We start from the raw sequence: 17,457 nt of genomic DNA on the forward strand, positions 1-17,457 counted from the left end.
GCTCCACTCCTCATGCATGAGCCAGCAGCCATGGATGCCGTTGAGGAGTTCTTCGAGCAAATCAACGGTTCGGCGAGCACGTAGGCTCGTTGTATGGATGAGCGAAGCCCGCTGATCACGCACATCTCCTGGGGCCGCATGGTCGTCGAGGGCGTCGGCGAGGGCAAGGACTTCAAGCTCTATCCGGGTGGCGGCCGTCCCTGGGACTGGAGCGAGACCGGAACCCGGCACTCGCCCGGCATCCAGCCCGCCGACGTACAAGAGCTCCTCGACCGGGGCTGCCGGGTCGTGGTCCTGTCCCGCGGCATGCAGCTGGTGCTCCAGACCTGTCCCGAGACGCTGGAACTGCTGAAGGAGCGGGGCGTCGAGGTGTACGTCGAGGAGACGACGGCCGCGGTCGACCGCTACAACGCGCTGGCGAAGACGGCCGCCGTGGGCGGGCTGTTCCACTCGACCTGCTGAACGCCCGGCCCCGGTGATTGCTTCGGCCATGGGGGTAGGGAGCAGCGGTAAGCCTGATGAATGGGGAGAAGTTGATGAGCCGCATAGGGGAATGGCTGAAGAAGGCCGAGAACCTGGCGAGAGGGCACTCCAAGCAGGCCGACCAGCTGATCGACAAGGCCGATCGGTACGCGAAGGAGCGGACCGGCCACAAGTACGACGAGCACATCGAGAAGGGCGCCGACACGATCCAGCGCCGCTACGGCGGCGGGCGGAGCACGCCCCCGGGCGGGGAGACGTGGCGCCCCGGCCGGCCTCCTCCCGGCCAGACCCCTTCCGGGAAGCCCGGCCAGCCTCCTCCCGGCCAGCCTCCTCCTGGGTACTCCGGCCAGACCCCTCCCGGCCACGGGCAGCAGCACGGCGAATAGGCTGCACACGGCTGCAAAGGGCTCAGGGCAGACGCGGCTCGGCCGGTCGCGCCGGAGACCCTGGCCCGGGCGTGACCGGCCGCCTGTACGGTGATCCCATGGTCACCGGGGGTTTGCTGGTCGCGGGCACGACGTCGGACGCGGGCAAGAGCGTGGTCACCGCGGGCATCTGCCGCTGGCTGGTCCGTCAGGGCGTCCGCGTCGCGCCCTTCAAGGCGCAGAACATGTCGCTGAACTCGTACGTCACCGCCGAAGGCGCCGAGATCGGCCGGGCCCAGGCGATGCAGGCGCAGGCCGCCGGCCTGGAGCCGGTCGCCGACATGAACCCGATCCTGCTCAAGCCCGGCAGCGACCGCCGCAGCCAGGTCGTCCTCATGGGCCGGCCGGTGGCCGACGTGGACGCCATGGAGTACGGCGACCTCAGGGACCTCCTGCGGACGGCGGCGCTGGAGGCGCTGGCCAGGCTCCGCGCGCAGTACGACGTGGTGGTGTGCGAGGGCGCGGGCAGCCCGGCGGAGATCAACCTGCGCCGCGGCGACATCGCGAACATGGGCCTGGCCAGGGCCGCGAACCTGCCGGTCATCGTGGTCGGCGACATCGACCGGGGAGGGGTGTTCGCCGCGTTCTACGGCACGGTGGGCCTCCTGGACGCCGACGACCAATCCCACATTTCTGGATTTGTCGTCAACAAGTTCAGGGGCGCCAAGGAGTTACTCGAGCCCGGTCTCGACATGCTGCGCAGGCTGACCGGCCGCGCGGTCTACGGCGTGCTGCCCTGGCTCGACGGGCTCTGGCTGGACGTCGAGGACTCCCTGGCCCTGGACGGCCGCCGGGTCGCCGCCCGCCCCCCGCACGGCAGGCAGACGCTGCGCGTGGCGGTCGTCCGGCTGCCGCGGATCTCCAACTTCACCGACCTGGACGCGCTGGCCGCCGAGCCGGGGGTCGTGGTGCGGTTCGTCACCGGCCCGGCCGAGCTCGACGACGCCGACCTCGTGGTGCTCCCGGGCTCCCGCGCCACGGTCAGCGACCTCGCCTGGCTGCGCACCACAGGGCTGGCCGCGGCCATCGCCGAGCGGAAGGGGCCGGTGCTGGGCGTCTGCGGCGGCTTCCAGATGCTCGGCCGGGAGATCGTCGACGACGTCGAGTCAGGTCAGGGGAAGGTCGAAGGGTTGGGGATGCTGCCGGTGCGCGTCGAGTTCGCGCCGGAGAAGCGGCTGGCCCGGCCGGAGGGCACGGCGTACGGTCATCCGGTGCGCGCCTACGAGATCCACCACGGGCGGGCCACGGTCGAGGGTGGCGAGCCGTTCCTCGACGGGTGCAGGGTCGGCGACGTGTGGGGCACCACCTGGCACGGCGCCATGGAGAACGACGCCTTCCGCCGCGCGTTCCTGGCCGACGTGGCCGAGCGCGCCGGGCGCGACTTCGTGCCGGCCCCGGACACCGACTTCGCCATGCTGAGGGAGGAGCGGCTGGACGCCCTCGGCGACCTCGTCGAACGGCACCTCGACACGGACGCGCTGCTGCGCCTCATCCAGCAAGGCCCGCCGGAGGTCCCGGTTCTTCCACCGGGCGCGGTTGGGCGCTGATCCAGGAGTCGATGCGCTCCCAGTGGTCGTACAGCCAGCGGATGCGCTCCTCGCGCGTCCTCGGCACCTCGTCGGCGGGCACTCGCCACCACTTGGCGGTGATGCGCGCGCTGTAGGGCAGCTTGCGCCAGACGTCCCCCAGGGTGACCAGGTCGTCGAGGCCGGTGTGCGCGACGAAGATGACGTCCGCCGACGGGCACGACTCGATGGCGGCGATGGCCCCGTTCGGGCGGGGCGGCAGCAGGTGATCCATGCCGCGGGCCCGCTCCGCCTCCTCGGCCAGCCCTTTCTCCTCCAGCCGCCGGATCGCCAGCCGGCGGCGGCGCGGGGTGAAGTTGCCGCCCTCCGGGAAGATCACCAGGGCGTCCTGGTCGTCCATCGTGGCGGCCAGCCGCTGGATCTCCTCGATGACACGCGTCTGCCCGTGCTTACGCGGCACGAACGCGTTCGGCAGCCGGTTGATGATCACGTCCAGCGAGGGGTCGTACTGGAGCGCCGCCTTCATGACGATGCGCGGCCGCCGCCCGTACGACGCCAGGAGGTGGTAGATCAACAGGAAGGAGTCGCCCGGACCCGCGTGCCGGGACAACACGACGATGGGCCTCGTCAGCCGGGCGGCCTGCTCCTCAGCGGTCGCCTCCGGCTCCTCGACGGTCACGGTCAGCCGGAAGATCCGCACCGCGGCCGCGTACACCTTGGACAGGAACCACCTGATGAGGTCGTAGTGCCGCTCCTGCCGGCGGGCGCCGCCCGCCACCCACAGCCACAGGCACGCGATCAGGACCGCCGACTCCAGCGTCAGCCACGCCATCCCGAACCACACGAACCGGGGACCCCTGCGCTGCGGCGGCGGAAGGCGTAGCGAGGCCGCCGCGGTGACGACGAGCCAGAACGGCAGCGTCACCAGCATGAACACGGTCACCACGATGACCAGTGGAGCCAGGACGAGCCTGCGCAGGATGCGAGGAGGGAGCAACGCGGCCTCCCTTGACGGTCTTCCCTCATCCTCCACTCTGGCTCAGATAGCGGGAAGACGCCTTGTAGGCACGCTCGATGTAGGCCGAGATCTGCGACAGGTCGCGATAGCGCAGCGGCGAGAGCGGCTGCGTCACCCCCGCGGGCAGCACGTGCACCTCCACTCCCGGCGGCAGGCTCGTCATGTCCTCGGCGAACCGGTGCCGGCGGGCGATCTCGAACGCCACCATCCCCACCTCCCAGAACCGCCTGGGCGGCGTCAGCGGCCGCTCGATCCGGCCGACGTGCAGGACGTACACGCGCTTGGCGCCGAGCTGGACGGCCCGGCCGACGGGGATGCTGTGGACGAGACCGCCGTCGTAGAAGTGCTCGCCGCCGATCACGACGGGCGGCAGCAGCCCGGGCACCGCGCACGACGCCAGCACGGCCTCGACCAGCGGCCCGCTCGTGAACCAGTGCGCCGCCGCCCGCTCCACCGAGGCCGCAACGCACTGGAACGGCACCTCGAGCTCGTCGATGGTCGACACCCCCACCGTCGCGCCCAGCACCTCTCCGAGCGGGCCGATCGGGTGCAGGTGGGTGCCGGTCCTGGCCAGCGTCGACAGGCGCGCCACCCAGGAGCCGGCGAACGCCGTACGCACGATGTCGGAACGCCACAAACCGGTCAGCCGGGCGACGGCCTCGTCCGGCGCGGCGGCGATCACCGCCCCGTTGAGCGCTCCGACCGACGTGCCCACCACCAGGTCGGGCCTGATGCCGGCCTCGTCGAGCGCCTGCAGCATGCCGACTTCGTGCGCGCCGAGCACGCCTCCGCCACCGAGCACGAACGCGGTCTCCACGTCACCCACCCTCTCGTTGCCACGCCCCCGAAGCAAAGCGGCCCGCTCGTCGCCGCCTCGTCCGCTGACGGAGAACACGGCGAGCGCGACGATCTGGACCATGACCGCAAAATCGTGCAGTTCGCCGTCCCGGCCTGGAGAATCGGAGGTGCGGTCCCGAACACGTCACATCAACACGAGGAGTCACATGGCAGATGGCTTCAATCCTTCCGGGGTGTGGGCGCCGAACGGGCGGGCGTTCTCGCAGGGCGTCATCCAGGGCCCGGGAGAGGTCGTCCACATCACCGGGCAGGTCGCCTGGGACGAGCACGGCGAGGTGGTCGGGGCGGGTGACATCGAGGCGCAGATGGAGAAGAGCATCGACAACGTCCGCCTGATCCTCGCCGCCGTCGGCGGCCGGCTGGACGACATCGTCTCGATGACGATCTACTTCCTGCGCCGCGAGGACCTGCCCGGGATCCAGCGGGTGCGGTCGCGGCATTTCTCGCCGGGCTCGGCCCCGGCCAGCGTGCTGATCCAGGTGCCCGGGCTGGTCCTGCCGGAGTTCCTGGTGGAGCTCGTGCCGATCGCTGTGATACCGCCGGAGCGGTTCGTGCGGCCGGCCTAGCGCCGCCCGCCTCCAGCGGGAGCTCAGTCGCTGGTCGCGAGCCGCACGCCGAACCCTATGATCACCACGCCCGTCAGCCGGTCGAGCAGCCGCCGCACCGCCGGCGACCGCAGGAACCCGCTCATCAGCGACGCGAACCCGATCAGCGCGGCACTCCACACCAGCCCCTCGGCCACGTGCACGCCGGCCAGCAGCAACCCCATCACCGCGTGCGGCGCCTCGTCCGGGATGAACTGCGGCAACATGGCCACGTAGAACGCCCCGACCTTGGGATTGAGCAGGTTGGTCGTCAGCCCGCGGCCGAACCCCCTCCAGAACCCGACCTCCTGCCGCTCCAGCTCGGGCAGGTCGTGCCGCCTGGAGAGGATCATGCGCAACCCCATCGACACCAGGTACGCCACCCCCGCCCAGCGCAGCACCTCGTACGCCGGCCGCGAGGCCGCCAGCAGCGCCGACAGCCCCGCCGCGGTGAGCACGCCCCAGATCAGCGTGCCGAGCTGGATGCCCAGCGTCACGCCCCAGGCCGGCCGCCTGCCGGCCATGAGCGACGTCCGCAGGACGAGGGCGGTGTCCAGGCCGGGCGTCACCGTCAGCAGGGCCACCACGGCGGCGAACGACCAGACCGATGCCGCGATGCTCATGTCCATGGAGGTCACGGTATGAGGAGTAGCTTCCCGGTCGTCCGGCGGCCCGCCAGATCCTCGTGCGCCTGCCGCGCGTCGGCCAGCGGGTAGCGGTGCGAGATCGTGATCGCCAGCCGTCCCTCGCTGATCCAGCCGAACAGGTCGGACGCGCGCTGGAGCAGCTCCGCGCGGTCGGCGATGTAGTGGCCGAGCGTGGGCCTGGTGAGGAAGAGCGAGCCCTGCTTGTTGAGCGTCTGGGGGTCGAGGGGCGGGACGGGGCCGCTGGCGGCGCCGTACAGGGCCATGAGGCCGCGGGGGCGCAGCGCCTCCAGGCCGCCGTCGAACGTGGTCCTCCCGACGCCGTCGTACACGACGTCGATCTTGCCGCGCAGCGCCTCGGCGAAGTTGTCGTACCGGAACACCTCGTCCGCGCCCGCCTCCCGCGCCAGCTTCTCCTTCTCGCCGGTGGAGACCGTCGTGTACACCTTGGCGCCCCTGAGCTTGGCGAGCTGGATCAGCAGTTGCCCCATGCCGCCCGCACCCGCGTGGATGAGGACCTGATCCCCCTGCTTGACCTCGTGGGTCGAGTGGGTCAGGTAGTGGGCCGTCATGCCCTGGAGCATCGCCGCGGCCGCCACCTCGGCGGACACACCGTCGGGAACCGGCACCACGCGATCGGCCGGGACCACGGCCTTCTCGGCGTAGCTGCCCATCACGCTGGCCCACGCCACGGTGTCGCCCACGGCCACGTCCCGCACCCCCGCCCCGACGGCGGAGACGGTGCCGGCGCCCTCGGAGCCGATGACGGCCGGGAGCTGGAGCGGGTACGCGCCGGAGCGGTGATAGATGTCGATGAAGTTGACGCCGCTGGCGGCGACGTCGATCACGACCTCGCCGTCACCGGGCACCGGGTCGGGACGCTCGGCGTATTCAAGAACCTCTGGACCGCCGTGGGCGGAGATGGTGATGGCATGCATGCCCTAAGTCAACTCCGCCCGCGCCGGTCGTCGCCACCCGGGGTACCGGCAACGTCCGGCCCGAGCACTGCCCAGTCGAGCGCCCCGGCGTTGCCCACCTGCCAGCCCCGAACGCCAGTCGCCGAGCGGTCCCCAGCGCTGCCGTCGACCGGCGCCGGGTGGTGGCGGTCCGGGTGGGCAGGTGTCGCCGGTCGAACTGTCGTCAGGCGTTGCCCGCCGAGAGGCCGGGGGAGGGGGAGCCGGGGAGGCGGGCGAGGGCGCCGGCCTCCAGCGCCACCCAGATCGCCCCGTCGGGCCCGACCGTCAGCCCATGGGGCTCGGCCTTGCGCGCCTGACCTGCCGCCGATTGCGTCGGCAGGCCGGGGAGCGGGTGCTCTTCGATGACCCCGTCGGTCGTGATCCGGCCTACGCGGTCGGCGGCCCACTCCGTGAACCAGAGCGCGCCGTCGGGACCCGTGGTGATCGCATGCGGCCGGCAGCCCCTGTCGGGCAGCGGAAACTCATCGATCTTCCCCGACACCGTGATCCGCCCGATCTGACCTGCGCCGATCTCGACGAACCACAACGCCCCGTCCGGCCCGGACGTGATGCCCACCGGCGCGGCCCCCTGCGTCGGGAGCGGATGCACGACCATCTCGCCCGCCGGCGAGACCCGCCCGAGGGCGTTGCCCTGGTTCAGGGTGAACCACAGGGCCTCGTCCGGCCCCGCCGTGATGAAGGCAGGCATGCCGCCTCCCTCCACCGGCACCTCGAACTCCGTCACCACCCCATCCGCCCCGATGCGCCCGATCCTCCCGGCCTGCATCTGTGTGAACCACATGGCCCCGTCCGGCCCGGCGACGATCCCGTACGGCGAGTCCGCCCTGTAGGCGATCACCTGCCCGTCGGCGGTGATGCGGCAGACCCGCCCGCTCCTGCCCTCGGTGAACCACATGGCGGCGTCGGGCCCGGGCGTGATCACGCTCGGCTGCCCGTCGGACGGGTCGAGCTGATGGATCGCCGGCTCGTGGCCGGGCATCAGCCTGCCGATCCGCCCCTCGTGGACGAGCGTGAACCAGAGGGCGCCGTCCGTCCCGGTGGCGATGCCGTACGGCGCGCCCGCGTCGATCATGGTCAACATATGTGTCCCCCCGCGAGGTGCAGTTGTCCGCCTTGGAAGCGCCGCGTGAGCGCGCGGTCGTGCGAAACCACGACGAGCGCGCCGCGGTAGTGGTCAAGCGCCTGCTCCAGCTCCTCGGCCAGGAGCGGCGACAGGTGGTTGGTCGGCTCGTCGAGCAGCAGCAGGTCGTGCTCGCCCGCCAGCACCCTGGCCAGCGCCAGCCTGCGCCGCTGGCCGACCGACAGCTCGCCCACCTTCTGGCCGAGCGTGTGGGCCCTGAACAGCCCGGTGCGCAGGAGGGCCTGCCTGTGCTCGTCCGGATAGCCGTGCCCGTAGGCGGCCAGGACGCTCAGGTCCGGGTCGAACGTCACCTCCTGCGGCAGGTAACCGACCTTGACGTGGGGGCCGGCGTGCTCGGCGATGGTCTGCAGGAGCGTCGACTTCCCCGCGCCGTTGGCGCCGCGCACCAGCAGCCGGTCGCCTGCCGCGATCGTCAACGACTCGACGCGCAGCCGGTCACCGACGCGGACGTCACGCAACGAGACGAGCGTCCGCGCCCCGACCGACGCGCCCGATGCGCGCAGCTCACGGGAGGCCGCCGGCCAGCCCGGGGCGCCCGCCCGGGTGCCCGCGGGCTGGTCCAGGGCCGCGCGTGTCCGGGCGCCTGTGGGTATGCCCGCGTCGGCCCGTGTCCGGGCATCCGCGGGTTCGCCCACGTCCGCGCGCGCCGGGGCGCTCGTCGGCGTGCCTGCTTCCCTGCTCGTCGGCCCGCGCGTGCAGCCGTCGACGCGCTCGGGCCCATGTCCCCGCGTCGGCCGGTCCGGCGCGCCGAGCCGATGGTGTGGCTCGGCTCTGCGGCTGGGAGTGTGGCGTGGCTCGGCTCCATGGCCGTGCTCCTCGCTCGCTTCCGCTTCGGTGCGGAAGGGGACGGGGTGACGGGGCCCGCTGCCCGGGTGACCTGATGGAATGCCGGGCACTTGAGCGGCCGTGTCACCGGAGTCGAACGTGCCGTGGAAGCGGAGAGGGTCGGGTGGGCGGGGTACCGGGTCGTCCAGCAGTCTGCGCAGCCGCTCGTGGGCGTTGCGGACGCGGCTGGCCACCGAGCTCTGCACCCGCCCCGCGTTGCGGTCGTAGGCCATCTTGTTGTTGTCGCGCATCGCCCGCCCGGGGGCGACGCGGTGGGCGGTGGTGGCGGCGTGCTCGCGCACCTGCCGCACCTCTTCGCACCAGGCCGCGTAGGACTGCTCCCAACGGGCCCGCGCCGCCGCCTTGGCGGCCAGGAAGCCCGTGTAGCCGCCGCCGAAGCGGGTGACGGCGCCGTCCTCGACCTCCAGCACGGCCGTGGCGACCCGGTCGAGGAAGACCCGGTCGTGCGACACCACGACCACGGTGCCCCGGTGCTCGCGCAGCCGGTCTTCCAGCCAGGTCAGCGCCGACTCGTCGAGGTGGTTGGTCGGCTCGTCGAGCAGCAGGACCCGAGGAGCGGCGGCGAGCACGCACGCCAGGCCGAGCCGGGCCTGCTCACCGCCCGAGAGGCTCGACAGGACCCGGTCGCGGCCGACATGGGCCAGGCCGAGGCCGTGGAACGCCTTGTCCACGCGGGCGTCGGCCTCGTAGCCGCCCCGGGACTCGTAGGCCGTGAGCAGCTCGCCGTATTCGTCCATGACGTCGTCGGTGAGCGCCGACTCCAGCTCGCGCATCCTGCGCTCCATGGCGCGCAGGTCGGCGAGCGCGGCATCGACGGCCTGCTGGACCGTGTCGGAGGGCGGCAGGCCGAGGGTCTGCCCGAGGTAGCCGGCGTCGTCCGGAACGGTGATCTCGCCGTCGTCGGGCCGCTCGACCCCGGCCAGCAGCCGGAGCAGCGTGGACTTGCCTGAGCCGTTCTCGCCCACGATGCCCGCGCGCTCGCCGGGCTTCACGGACATGGTCACGCCCGTGAGGACCGCACGCTCTCCGTAGGCCTTGGAAACACATCGGAGATGAATCAGGATGGAGCTCCAATCGCAACTGGTGTAGCTTTAGCCTGCCACAGGTGGAAAGCAAACGCAACTGGAGTTGTTTTTGGAAGCGGGAAGCAGCAAGCGTCCGGGAGGGCGGAGCGCGCGGGTTCGCGACGCCGTGCGGCAGGCCACGCTCGCCGAGCTGGCCGAGCACGGGTACGCACAGCTGACGGTCGAGCGGGTCGCCGAGCGGTCGGGGGTGCACAAGACGACCGTCTACCGGCGGTGGGGGAGCGTGGAGGGGCTGATCTCCGACGCGTTGGAGCTGGCCAAGGAAGAGCCGTGGCCCATCCCCGACACCGGCACCGTTCAGGGCGATCTGCGGGGCGTCGTCCAGCTCGTCCGCTCCGGGTTCGCCGACCCGGAGCTGGGCCCGGTGTCGTCGGCGTTCGTGGCGGCGGCCATGCAGAGCCCGGAGGCCGCGCGGGCGCTGCACGAGTTCTTCGTGGCCAGGCACGAGCAGTCGGCCGAGGTCGTGCGGCGGGCGGTCGCGCGCGGCGAGCTGCCCGACGTCGTCGACGTCAGGGAGGTGATCAGGGTCGCGGTGGCGCCGGTCTACTACCGGCTGTTCGTCGCGCACGAGCCGGTGAGCGAGCAGGACGCCGACCGGGCCGCCGACGCCGCCCTGGCCGCGGCCCGCGCCGGGGTCCTCTGACGCTCAGGACTTCCGGTCCCGCGCCGCCGGAAGCGCTCAGGGCTCCCTCGTCCGGCGCCGCTCGAAGCGGTCAGGAGTCCTCTTTCTCGCCGCGCAGCTCGAAGTCGTCGAACGTCGTCTTCAGCACCGAGTCGCTGCCCTTCGGCGTACGCGCGAACAGGCCGACATACCCGTTCCCGATGCCGTTCGGGTCGTCCACCTGGTGGATCTGCCGGTCGTTGACCCATAGCGTCAGCCGTACCGCGGACCCGAGCTGCTCGCACGCGGCCACGATCCGGGCCGGCTTGCCGGGCAGCCCTTCGACCTTGACCGGCTGGGCCAGCGTGCCGCCCGCCCCGTCGACGATGCGCCGGATCCTGGCCTTCCCCGTCGTGTCCAGCCCGAACTCGTAGTAGGTGTCGTCGTCGTCCACGTTGTGGCAGTAGACGCCGTATTCGCCGGTGCCCGACGACTTCTTGACGTCGGCGGTGACACCGATGACGACCGTCGAGGGCAGCATCGGGGTGGGCGTGGCCGAGGGGTCGGGGGTGTTCGTCGGCGTGGCGACCAGGAACGGGATGGGCGCCTTCGCCCACCGCTCCTCGGAGCCCTCCTCCACGTCCAGCCCGTACGTGCCGTCCGTGCGGTAGCCGTAGCTGCTGGACGCTTCGGGGTCGTACGTGCCGGTCCAGCCCCCGGAGGTCTGCGTGAAGTCCTCCGCGTAGAGCACGCCCAGGTCGGGCGGCCCGCTCGGGCCGAGCACGCTCCAGGCGGCCACGCTCGCCCCCACGACGAGCGCGGCGGCGCCCGCGAGGATCCCGTACAACCTGCCGCGGCCCGGCTTGCTCTTCTTCGGCGGCTCGACCGCGGTGTACGGGGTGGTGGCGTGCTGCCAGGCCACCTGCACGGTGTGGGCCGCCTGCTCGGGGGCGGCGGACCGGCCGACGAGGTGGTCGAGCAGCTGCTGCGCCGTGGGCCGCTGGGCCGGGTCCTTCCGCAGCGCGGCCCCGACCAGCTCGCGCAGGCCCGGCTCGACGGCGTCGAGCCGGGGTTCGGTGTTGAGCACCTGGTAGACGATCGACGGCAGCGTGTCGCCGCCGAACGGGGCCTGCCCGCTGGCGGCGAAGGCGATCAGGCATCCCCACGAGAACACGTCGCAGGCCGGCGAGACGGGGTCGCCCCGCAGGACCTCGGGCGCCATGTATCGAGGCGTGCCGACCAGCTCGCCGGTGCCGGTGACGCCGCCGAGCGTGTCGAGCGCCCGCGCGATGCCGAAGTCGATCACGCGCGGGCCGACCGGGGACAGCAGCACGTTGGACGGCTTGAGGTCCCTGTGCACGACCCCGGCCCCGTGGATGGCGGTGAGCGCGGTCGCCACGCTGACGGCCAGCGCGTCCAGGCTGGAGCCGTGCAGCGGGCCGGACTGGCGTACGGCCTCCTCCAAGTTCGGACCGGGCACATATTCGGTGACGACGTAGAGCTGGTCGCCGTCGAGCGCGGCCTCGAGCACCGCGGCCGTGCAGAACCTGCGCACCCGCCGGGCGGCGTCGGCCTCCCTGCGAAAGCGCATGCGGAACTGCTCGTGCTGGGTCAGCTCCGGGTTGATCACTTTGACGGCGACCCGCTGCCCGGTGGGATCCTCGGCGAGATGGACCGTGCCCATGCCGCCTCGCCCCAGCACGCTAAGTAACCTGTAGCGCCCGATGTGGGAGGTTTCACCGTTCACGCCGCGCAAGCTTACCGACACCGCCCGCTCACCGCAGTGACGCGGGCGAGCGACGGCAGACCGGACGGCCCGGCGAGCAGCACGCGGCATCCGGCGGCGGTGGCTGCCGCGACGCCCGCCGGGCTGTCCTCGATGGCGACGCACCGCGCCGGCACCGTGCCCAGCCGCCGCGCCGCCTCCAGGTACGGGTCCGGGGACGGCTTGCCCCGCGCCGTGTCCTCGTTCGCGATCACCAGGTCGAACGGGTGGTCCAGCCGGGGAAGCACCAGGTCGATCACGCGGCGTGGGGAGGCGCTGACGAGGGCCGTCGGGATGGCGGCCGCGGCCAGCCCGGTGAGGAGCTCACGGGCTCCGGGCATGATCGTCACGTCGGCCGCGACGCGGTCGGCGAAGGCGTCGGTCAGGCGGTCCACCACCGGGCTGAACGCCCGCCCGGCCGTGTCGTCCGGGATCGCGCGTCCGGCCGCACCGTCCGGCATCGGGTGCCCGGGCGGCTCCTCCCGCAGCAGGTAAGCGGCCACGTCCTCGACCGTCCGTCCGTGTACGTGCGGCACGTCGGCCGGGCTCAGGCGGCGGCCGAGGGACTCGGCGACGGCGGCGGCGACCTCCCACCACAGCCCCTCGGTGTCGACCAGCGTGCCGTCCATGTCCAGCAACACGGCGTCGGGCCCAGGTGCCGCGCGCGGCAGGCCGGGCCCCGGACCGGGGTGCGGAGTGCCGGGCCCGGGGGCCACGGGGTCAGACGGCATCGGCGGCCACGACGGGGGTGGGCGCCGTGACCGTGCGGGCGGCCACCAGCACGGGACGCTCCACCAGCCGGACCCCCACCCGCGTCCCGGGGCCGAGCCGCGCCGCCTCGTGGCCGGGCACGTCGGCGAGCACCTCACCGCCCGCGACGGCGAGCCGGAGCCGTACGGAGGCGCCGCGGAAGGACGCCGCGAGCACCTCGGCGCCCCCGTCCTCCTCCGGGACGACCTGCACCGCCTCGGGGCGGACGAGCACGTCCACGGCCGGATCCGCCGGAACCGCCCCGTCCACGGGAAGGAGCTGGCCGAGCACGGTCACGTGATCTCCGGACACCTCCCCGGCCAGGTGGTTCATGGTGCCCACGAACTCCGCCACGAACGGCGTGGCCGGCCGGTCGTAGATCTCGGCGGGCGCGCCCACCTGCTCGAGCCGCCCGTCGCGCAGCACCGCCACCCGGTCGGCGACCGACAGGGCCTCCTCCTGGTCGTGGGTGACGAAGATGGTGGTGATGCCCAGGGAGAGCTGCAGGCGGCGGATCTCCTCGCGCAGCGCCACGCGTACCTTCGCGTCCAGCGCCGACAGCGGCTCGTCCAGCAGCAGGACGCGCGGCTCCAGGGCGAGTGCGCGGGCCAGGGCGACGCGCTGCTGCTGGCCGCCGGACAACTGGTGCGGGTAGCGGTCGGCGTGCTGGGGAAGGCCGACGAGTTCGAGCAGCTCGTCCGCCTTGGCCCGCCGCACCGCGGCCGCCACCTTGCGTACGCGCAGGCCGAAGGCGACGTTGTCGCGGGCGTTGAGGTTCGGGAAGAGGGAGTAGGACTGGAAGACCATGCCCGCGTCCCGCTTGCTGGCCGGGACGTCCGTGATGTCCTTCCCGTCCACCAGCACCGCGCCGGAGTCCGGCCGCTCGAACCCGGCCACGCACCGCAGCGCCGTCGTCTTGCCGCAGCCCGAGGGGCCGAGCAGGGCGACGAACTCGCCGGGCGCGACGATCAGGTCGAGGCCGTCCAGCGCGACCGTCTTGCCGAACACCCGCCGCAGCGCCCGGAACTCCACCGATGCGGTCATTTCCTCTTCTCCCTACTGAAGACGGTGGACACGGCGAGCAGCAGCAGCCAGATGAGCAGCAGGCTGAGGATCGAGACGGCGACCGACAGCTGCCCTCTGGAGCCGGAGACGGTCACGATCCACACCGCGAACGGCTCGTACCCGAGCAGGCTGGCCACGGTGTACTCGCCCAGCACCAGGGCCAGCGTCAGGAACGACGCGCTGGCCAGCGCCGAGCGCAGATTGGGCACGACGACCCGGAAGAGCACGTACGGCCACGAGGCGCCCAGATTGCGCGCTGCCTCCACCAGCGTCCGCACGTCCATGGTCCGCAGCCCCGCGTCCAGCGACCGGTACACGAACGGCAGCACCAGCACCACGTACGCGAGCACCAGCACGACGGGGAATCCCGGATCCTGCACCGCGATGATCGTGGCCCAGAACGGGGTCGGCGCCAGCACGTCGGTCCCGACGCGCAGCGACGTGCTGAGCCCGGCGACGAAGGTGATCGGCGGCACCACCAGCGGCAGCGTGCACAGCACCTCCATCACCGGCCGCAGCCGCGGTGCGAACAGCCGCACGGCCAGCATCGCGGGCAGCGACAGCAGCAGCACCAGCGCGATCGTGGCCGCCCCCAGCCCCAGCGACAGCAGCAGCGACCGCACGAAGCCCTCGGCCGTCAGCAGCTCGCCGTAGGCCGACAACGACACCCCGCGCGCCGGCGTGTGGATCGTGTACCAGAACGAGGCGCCGAGCGGGATCAGGAAGTAGGCCGCGGCCGGCAGGAACACGATCCCGCGCCACACCCGGGGCCGCGAGTCCGTGCCGGACACCGTCTCCAGGCCGGTCAGTGCAGCCATCGCGAGGTCCTCCTCTGCAGCGGCAGGTAGATCGCCATCACCAGGCCGGCGACCACGATCATGTCGAGGCTGAGGGCCAGCGCGATGTTCTCGTAGCCGGTCAGCACGTCGCCGGTGAGCGCGGCGGCGATCTTCAGGGTGATGAGCGGCACGACGGTGCCGACCATGGCGTTCGCGGTGGCGTACGCGGAGAAGGAACTCCCGAACAGCAGCACCACCCCGCCGAGCATGGCCGGCGCCAGCACCGGCAGCGCGACGAAGCGCCAGTAGTGCCACGTGGTCGCGCCGTTGTCGGCGGCCGCCTCGCGCCACTGCGGGCGCAGCCCGTCCAGCGCCGGCGCCATGACCAGCACCATCAGCGGGATCGAGAAGTAGAGATAGACCATGACCAGGCCCCAGAACGTGTAGAGCGAGCCCGAGGGCAGCCCGATGAGGCCGCTGATCAGGCCGGAGTTGCCGAGCGTGGCGATCCAGAAGAAGGCCAGCGGCACCCCGCCGAAGTTGGCCAGCACCCCGGAGGCCGTCAGCACGGCCTCGCGCAGCAGCGCGGAGCGCGAGGTCACGACGGCCTGGGCGAGGAACGTGCCGAGCACGGCGCCGAGCAGGGCGACCACTGCCGACAGCTTGACGCTGCCGAGCATGGCGGTGAGGTAGCCGCCCTGCAGGCTCTGCGACAGGTTGGCCAGGCTCGGCCGGCCCTGCGCCGTGAACGCCCCCGCCACCACTGCGATGGCGGGGACGCCGAAGACGAACGCGAAGAACGCCAGCAGGGGCAGCGCCCCGAGCCAGCCCCTCGAACGGGACCGGCTCATCCGGAGATCGCGGCGTCCCAGCCGCTGGCCAGCTTGGCCTTGGCCGCGTCGACCTGCGCGGTCGTGGGGAACGTGGGAGTGCCCTCCACCACGGGCAGTTTCTCGGCCAGCGCCTTGTCCACGGTGCCGTCGGCGGTCATCGCGGGCAGCAGCACGGGCCGGGCGAAGCCCTTGAGGAAGAGGTTCTGGCCCTCGGCGCTGTAGAGGTATTCCTGCCACAGCCTGGCCGCCGCCGGGTGCGGGGCGTCCTTGTTGATGGCCTGGGCGTACATCTGGAAGTACTTGCCGTCGGAGGGGATGTTGACCTTCCAGTCGATGCCCTTGTCCGCCATCTGGGGCGCGTAGGCGGCGTTGTTGTAGTCCCAGTCGATGCTGATCGGGGTCTCGCCGTTCTCGATGGTCGCCGGGGTGGTCTCGACCGGGTTGTAGTTGCCGGCCTCCTTCAGCTTCTTGAAGAAGTCGATGCCGGGCTGGATGTCGTCGAACGAGCCGCCGCTCGCGATGGAGGCCGCGTAGACGCCGGCGAAGGCCGAGCCGGACTTGGTCGGGTTGCCGTTGAGCGCGACCTTGCCCTTGTACTCGGGCTTGAGCAGGTCCTTGAAGCTGGTCGGGCAGTTGTCGATCTTCTTGGCGTCGCAGCCGATCGACACGTAGCCGCCGTAGTCGTTGACCCAGAGCCCGGTGGGCTCCTTCTGGCCCTCGGGGATCTTGTCGAACGTCTGCACCTTGTACGGCGCGAACAGCCCCTCCGCCGCGCCGCTGAGCGCGAACGACTGGCCGAGGTCGAGCACGTCGGGGGCACGGTCCTGGCCCTTGCGGGTCTTGACCGCGTTGATCTCGTCGGCGCTGGACGCGTCGGGGGTCTCACTCTCGATCTTGATGCCGTACTTGGCCTGGAACTTCTGGATGATCTCGCCGTAGTTCGCCCAGTCGGGCGGCAGGGCGATGACGTGGAGAGCGCCTTCCTTCTTCGCGGCCTCGACGAGCTTGTCGAACCCGCCGAAGTCGGCGGCGGAGGTCGCCGTGGCGGCGTTCACCCCGCCCTCCGACGCCTGGGTGGTCTGTTGGGTGCCGGGAGCGGCGCCGCACGCCGCGGTGACTACGGTAAGGACCGCGGCAACGCCGGCCGCGCGGGCGCGAGAGGTGAACACGACGCCTCCACTGTGCAGGGGGTGTGGAATGAAACTAGAGGAACTTGTACAAACAAGCGAGCACTAGTAAGTCGCATGAATGTTGCTCTTTCGTGAATGGGAAGGGTGGCCATGGTTGCGCGCTATGAACTGATCGCCGATGAGCTGCGGGAGGAGATCCTCGCCGGTGCGCACCCGGTCGGTTCGCAGCTCCCGAGCGAGGCCGAGCTGGCCAAGCGCCACGGCGCGGCGCGCGGCACCGTACGGCAGGCGGTGGCCGTGCTGGTCGCCGAGGGGCTGGTCGGCTCCCGGCAGGGCGCCCGGCGCATCGTGCTCGGCGCTGCGCGCAGCCAGAGCTTCGCCGAGCTGCACAGCTTCGCGCAGTGGGCGCGCGCGGGCGGCCACCGCTTCGGCGGCCAGGTGATCGAGCAGCGCCGCCGGCGGCCGAGCGCCGCCGAGTCCGCCAGGCTGGGCGACGGCGAGGTGCTGGAGGTGCTGCGCCTGCGCACACTCGAGGGCGAGCCGGTCCTGGTCGAGCGGACGGTGTACGCCGAGTGGGTGGCCCCCGCCGTCGAGCGGCTCCCCGCCGACTGCGAGTCGGTCACCGAGGCGCTGTACGACGCGATCGGGCTCGTGTTCGCCTACGGTGAGCACCTCATCGACGCGGTCGCCGCCGGCGTCCAGGACGCCCGCCTGCTGGGCGTGCGCCGCGGCAGCCCGCTCCTGCGCCAGCGCAGGACCACCACCACTCACGAGGGCCGGCCGGTGGAGACCTCGGACGACCGTTACCGTGCAGGCAGCGTGGCCTTCAGCATCCGCAACTCGATCGGCGCGAACCCTCTTGTGAGACAGGCAATCGACTTGCGTTCGCGCCCCGGAGAACATATGTTCGACTTATAAGCGCCCGCCTTCCCCCGGGTGGCTCAAAC

Annotated in this window: 18 protein-coding genes; 6 read left to right on the forward strand and 12 right to left on the reverse strand. The window is 72.0% G+C overall.

What is annotated here, in order from left to right; genetic code table 11:
- Positions 1-93: 93 nt before the first annotated feature.
- From ID574_RS29420 to ID574_RS29430, 3 genes are all read left to right on the forward strand, one after another.
- Positions 94-462, forward strand: a complete 369-nt coding sequence (locus ID574_RS29420) for an Mth938-like domain-containing protein (RefSeq protein ID WP_188192208.1) — start codon at positions 94-96, stop codon at positions 460-462.
- 74 nt (positions 463-536) lie between these two features.
- Positions 537-869 (forward strand): antitoxin, encoded by a 333-nt coding sequence (locus ID574_RS29425; protein ID WP_188192209.1) that lies wholly within the window; start codon positions 537-539, stop codon positions 867-869.
- Between the two features lie 98 nt (positions 870-967).
- Positions 968-2,455, forward strand: coding sequence for a cobyric acid synthase (locus ID574_RS29430; RefSeq protein WP_188192210.1), 1,488 nt, complete (start codon positions 968-970; stop codon positions 2,453-2,455).
- Here the strand turns inward: ID574_RS29430 and ID574_RS29435 are convergent.
- Together ID574_RS29435 and ID574_RS29440 are read right to left on the reverse strand one after the other, a co-directional pair.
- Positions 2,397-3,431, reverse strand: coding sequence for a 1-acyl-sn-glycerol-3-phosphate acyltransferase (locus ID574_RS29435; RefSeq protein WP_188192211.1), 1,035 nt, complete (start codon positions 3,429-3,431; stop codon positions 2,397-2,399). The genes ID574_RS29430 and ID574_RS29435 overlap by 59 nt on opposite strands.
- Before the next feature lie 25 nt (positions 3,432-3,456).
- Positions 3,457-4,371, reverse strand: coding sequence for a patatin-like phospholipase family protein (locus ID574_RS29440; RefSeq protein WP_188192212.1), 915 nt, complete (start codon positions 4,369-4,371; stop codon positions 3,457-3,459).
- Positions 4,372-4,456: 85 nt separating this feature from the next.
- On the opposite strand from ID574_RS29440, the gene ID574_RS29445 reads away from it, so the two are divergent.
- Positions 4,457-4,876 (forward strand): RidA family protein, encoded by a 420-nt coding sequence (locus ID574_RS29445; RefSeq protein WP_188192213.1) that lies wholly within the window; start codon positions 4,457-4,459, stop codon positions 4,874-4,876.
- A 23-nt stretch (positions 4,877-4,899) separates the two neighbouring features.
- Here ID574_RS29445 and ID574_RS29450 read toward each other — a convergent pair whose 3' ends face one another.
- The 4 genes from ID574_RS29450 to ID574_RS60240 form a co-directional block, all read right to left on the reverse strand.
- Positions 4,900-5,523 (reverse strand): LysE family translocator, encoded by a 624-nt coding sequence (locus tag ID574_RS29450; protein WP_223167191.1) that lies wholly within the window; start codon positions 5,521-5,523, stop codon positions 4,900-4,902.
- Between the two features lie 5 nt (positions 5,524-5,528).
- The gene (locus ID574_RS29455) at positions 5,529-6,476 is read right to left on the reverse strand and encodes a quinone oxidoreductase family protein (protein WP_188192214.1); all 948 of its coding nucleotides are present in this window, start codon (positions 6,474-6,476) and stop codon (positions 5,529-5,531) included.
- A gap of 202 nt (positions 6,477-6,678) precedes the next feature.
- Positions 6,679-7,596, reverse strand: a complete 918-nt coding sequence (locus tag ID574_RS29460) for a virginiamycin B lyase family protein (protein WP_188192215.1) — start codon at positions 7,594-7,596, stop codon at positions 6,679-6,681.
- On the reverse strand, positions 7,590-9,506 hold the full coding sequence (locus ID574_RS60240; RefSeq protein ID WP_262496063.1) for an ABC-F family ATP-binding cassette domain-containing protein: 1,917 nt from the start codon (positions 9,504-9,506) through the stop codon (positions 7,590-7,592). Before ID574_RS60240 ends, ID574_RS29460 begins: the two co-directional genes overlap by 7 nt.
- Before the next feature lie 187 nt (positions 9,507-9,693).
- Here ID574_RS60240 and ID574_RS29475 point away from each other — a divergent pair, with 187 nt between their 5' ends.
- On the forward strand, positions 9,694-10,230 hold the full coding sequence (locus ID574_RS29475; RefSeq protein WP_223167192.1) for a TetR/AcrR family transcriptional regulator: 537 nt from the start codon (positions 9,694-9,696) through the stop codon (positions 10,228-10,230).
- A gap of 70 nt (positions 10,231-10,300) precedes the next feature.
- On the opposite strand, the gene ID574_RS29480 is transcribed toward ID574_RS29475, so the two are convergent.
- Genes ID574_RS29480 through ID574_RS29505 form a run of 6 tightly spaced genes read right to left on the reverse strand, consistent with a single transcriptional unit; the run spans position 10,301 to position 16,549 of the window.
- Positions 10,301-11,935: a serine/threonine-protein kinase gene (locus ID574_RS29480; RefSeq protein ID WP_223167193.1), complete on the reverse strand. Its 1,635-nt coding sequence runs from the start codon at positions 11,933-11,935 to the stop codon at positions 10,301-10,303.
- An 11-nt stretch (positions 11,936-11,946) separates the two neighbouring features.
- Positions 11,947-12,684 carry an HAD family hydrolase gene (locus ID574_RS29485; RefSeq protein ID WP_188192218.1) on the reverse strand — a complete coding sequence of 246 codons (738 nt, stop codon included), beginning with the start codon at positions 12,682-12,684 and terminating at the stop codon, positions 11,947-11,949.
- Complete coding sequence (locus ID574_RS29490; protein WP_188192219.1) at positions 12,674-13,747, reverse strand: ABC transporter ATP-binding protein; 1,074 nt, start codon at positions 13,745-13,747, stop codon at positions 12,674-12,676. Before ID574_RS29490 ends, ID574_RS29485 begins: the two co-directional genes overlap by 11 nt.
- Positions 13,744-14,586: an ABC transporter permease gene (locus ID574_RS29495; RefSeq protein WP_188192220.1), complete on the reverse strand. Its 843-nt coding sequence runs from the start codon at positions 14,584-14,586 to the stop codon at positions 13,744-13,746. Before ID574_RS29495 ends, ID574_RS29490 begins: the two co-directional genes overlap by 4 nt.
- Complete coding sequence (locus tag ID574_RS29500) at positions 14,574-15,398, reverse strand: ABC transporter permease (RefSeq protein WP_188192221.1); 825 nt, start codon at positions 15,396-15,398, stop codon at positions 14,574-14,576. Before ID574_RS29500 ends, ID574_RS29495 begins: the two co-directional genes overlap by 13 nt.
- On the reverse strand, positions 15,395-16,549 hold the full coding sequence (locus ID574_RS29505; RefSeq protein ID WP_188192222.1) for an ABC transporter substrate-binding protein: 1,155 nt from the start codon (positions 16,547-16,549) through the stop codon (positions 15,395-15,397). The genes ID574_RS29500 and ID574_RS29505 overlap by 4 nt, the downstream gene beginning before the upstream one ends.
- A 111-nt stretch (positions 16,550-16,660) precedes the next feature.
- Between ID574_RS29505 and ID574_RS29510 the strand changes: the two genes are divergently transcribed.
- Positions 16,661-17,428 carry a GntR family transcriptional regulator gene (locus ID574_RS29510; protein ID WP_188192223.1) on the forward strand — a complete coding sequence of 256 codons (768 nt, stop codon included), beginning with the start codon at positions 16,661-16,663 and terminating at the stop codon, positions 17,426-17,428.
- The last annotated feature ends 29 nt before the right edge of the window (positions 17,429-17,457 follow it).

This window comes from Nonomuraea sp. SYSU D8015 (assembly GCF_008065375.1).
Taxonomy (GTDB): domain Bacteria; phylum Actinomycetota; class Actinomycetes; order Streptosporangiales; family Streptosporangiaceae; genus Nonomuraea.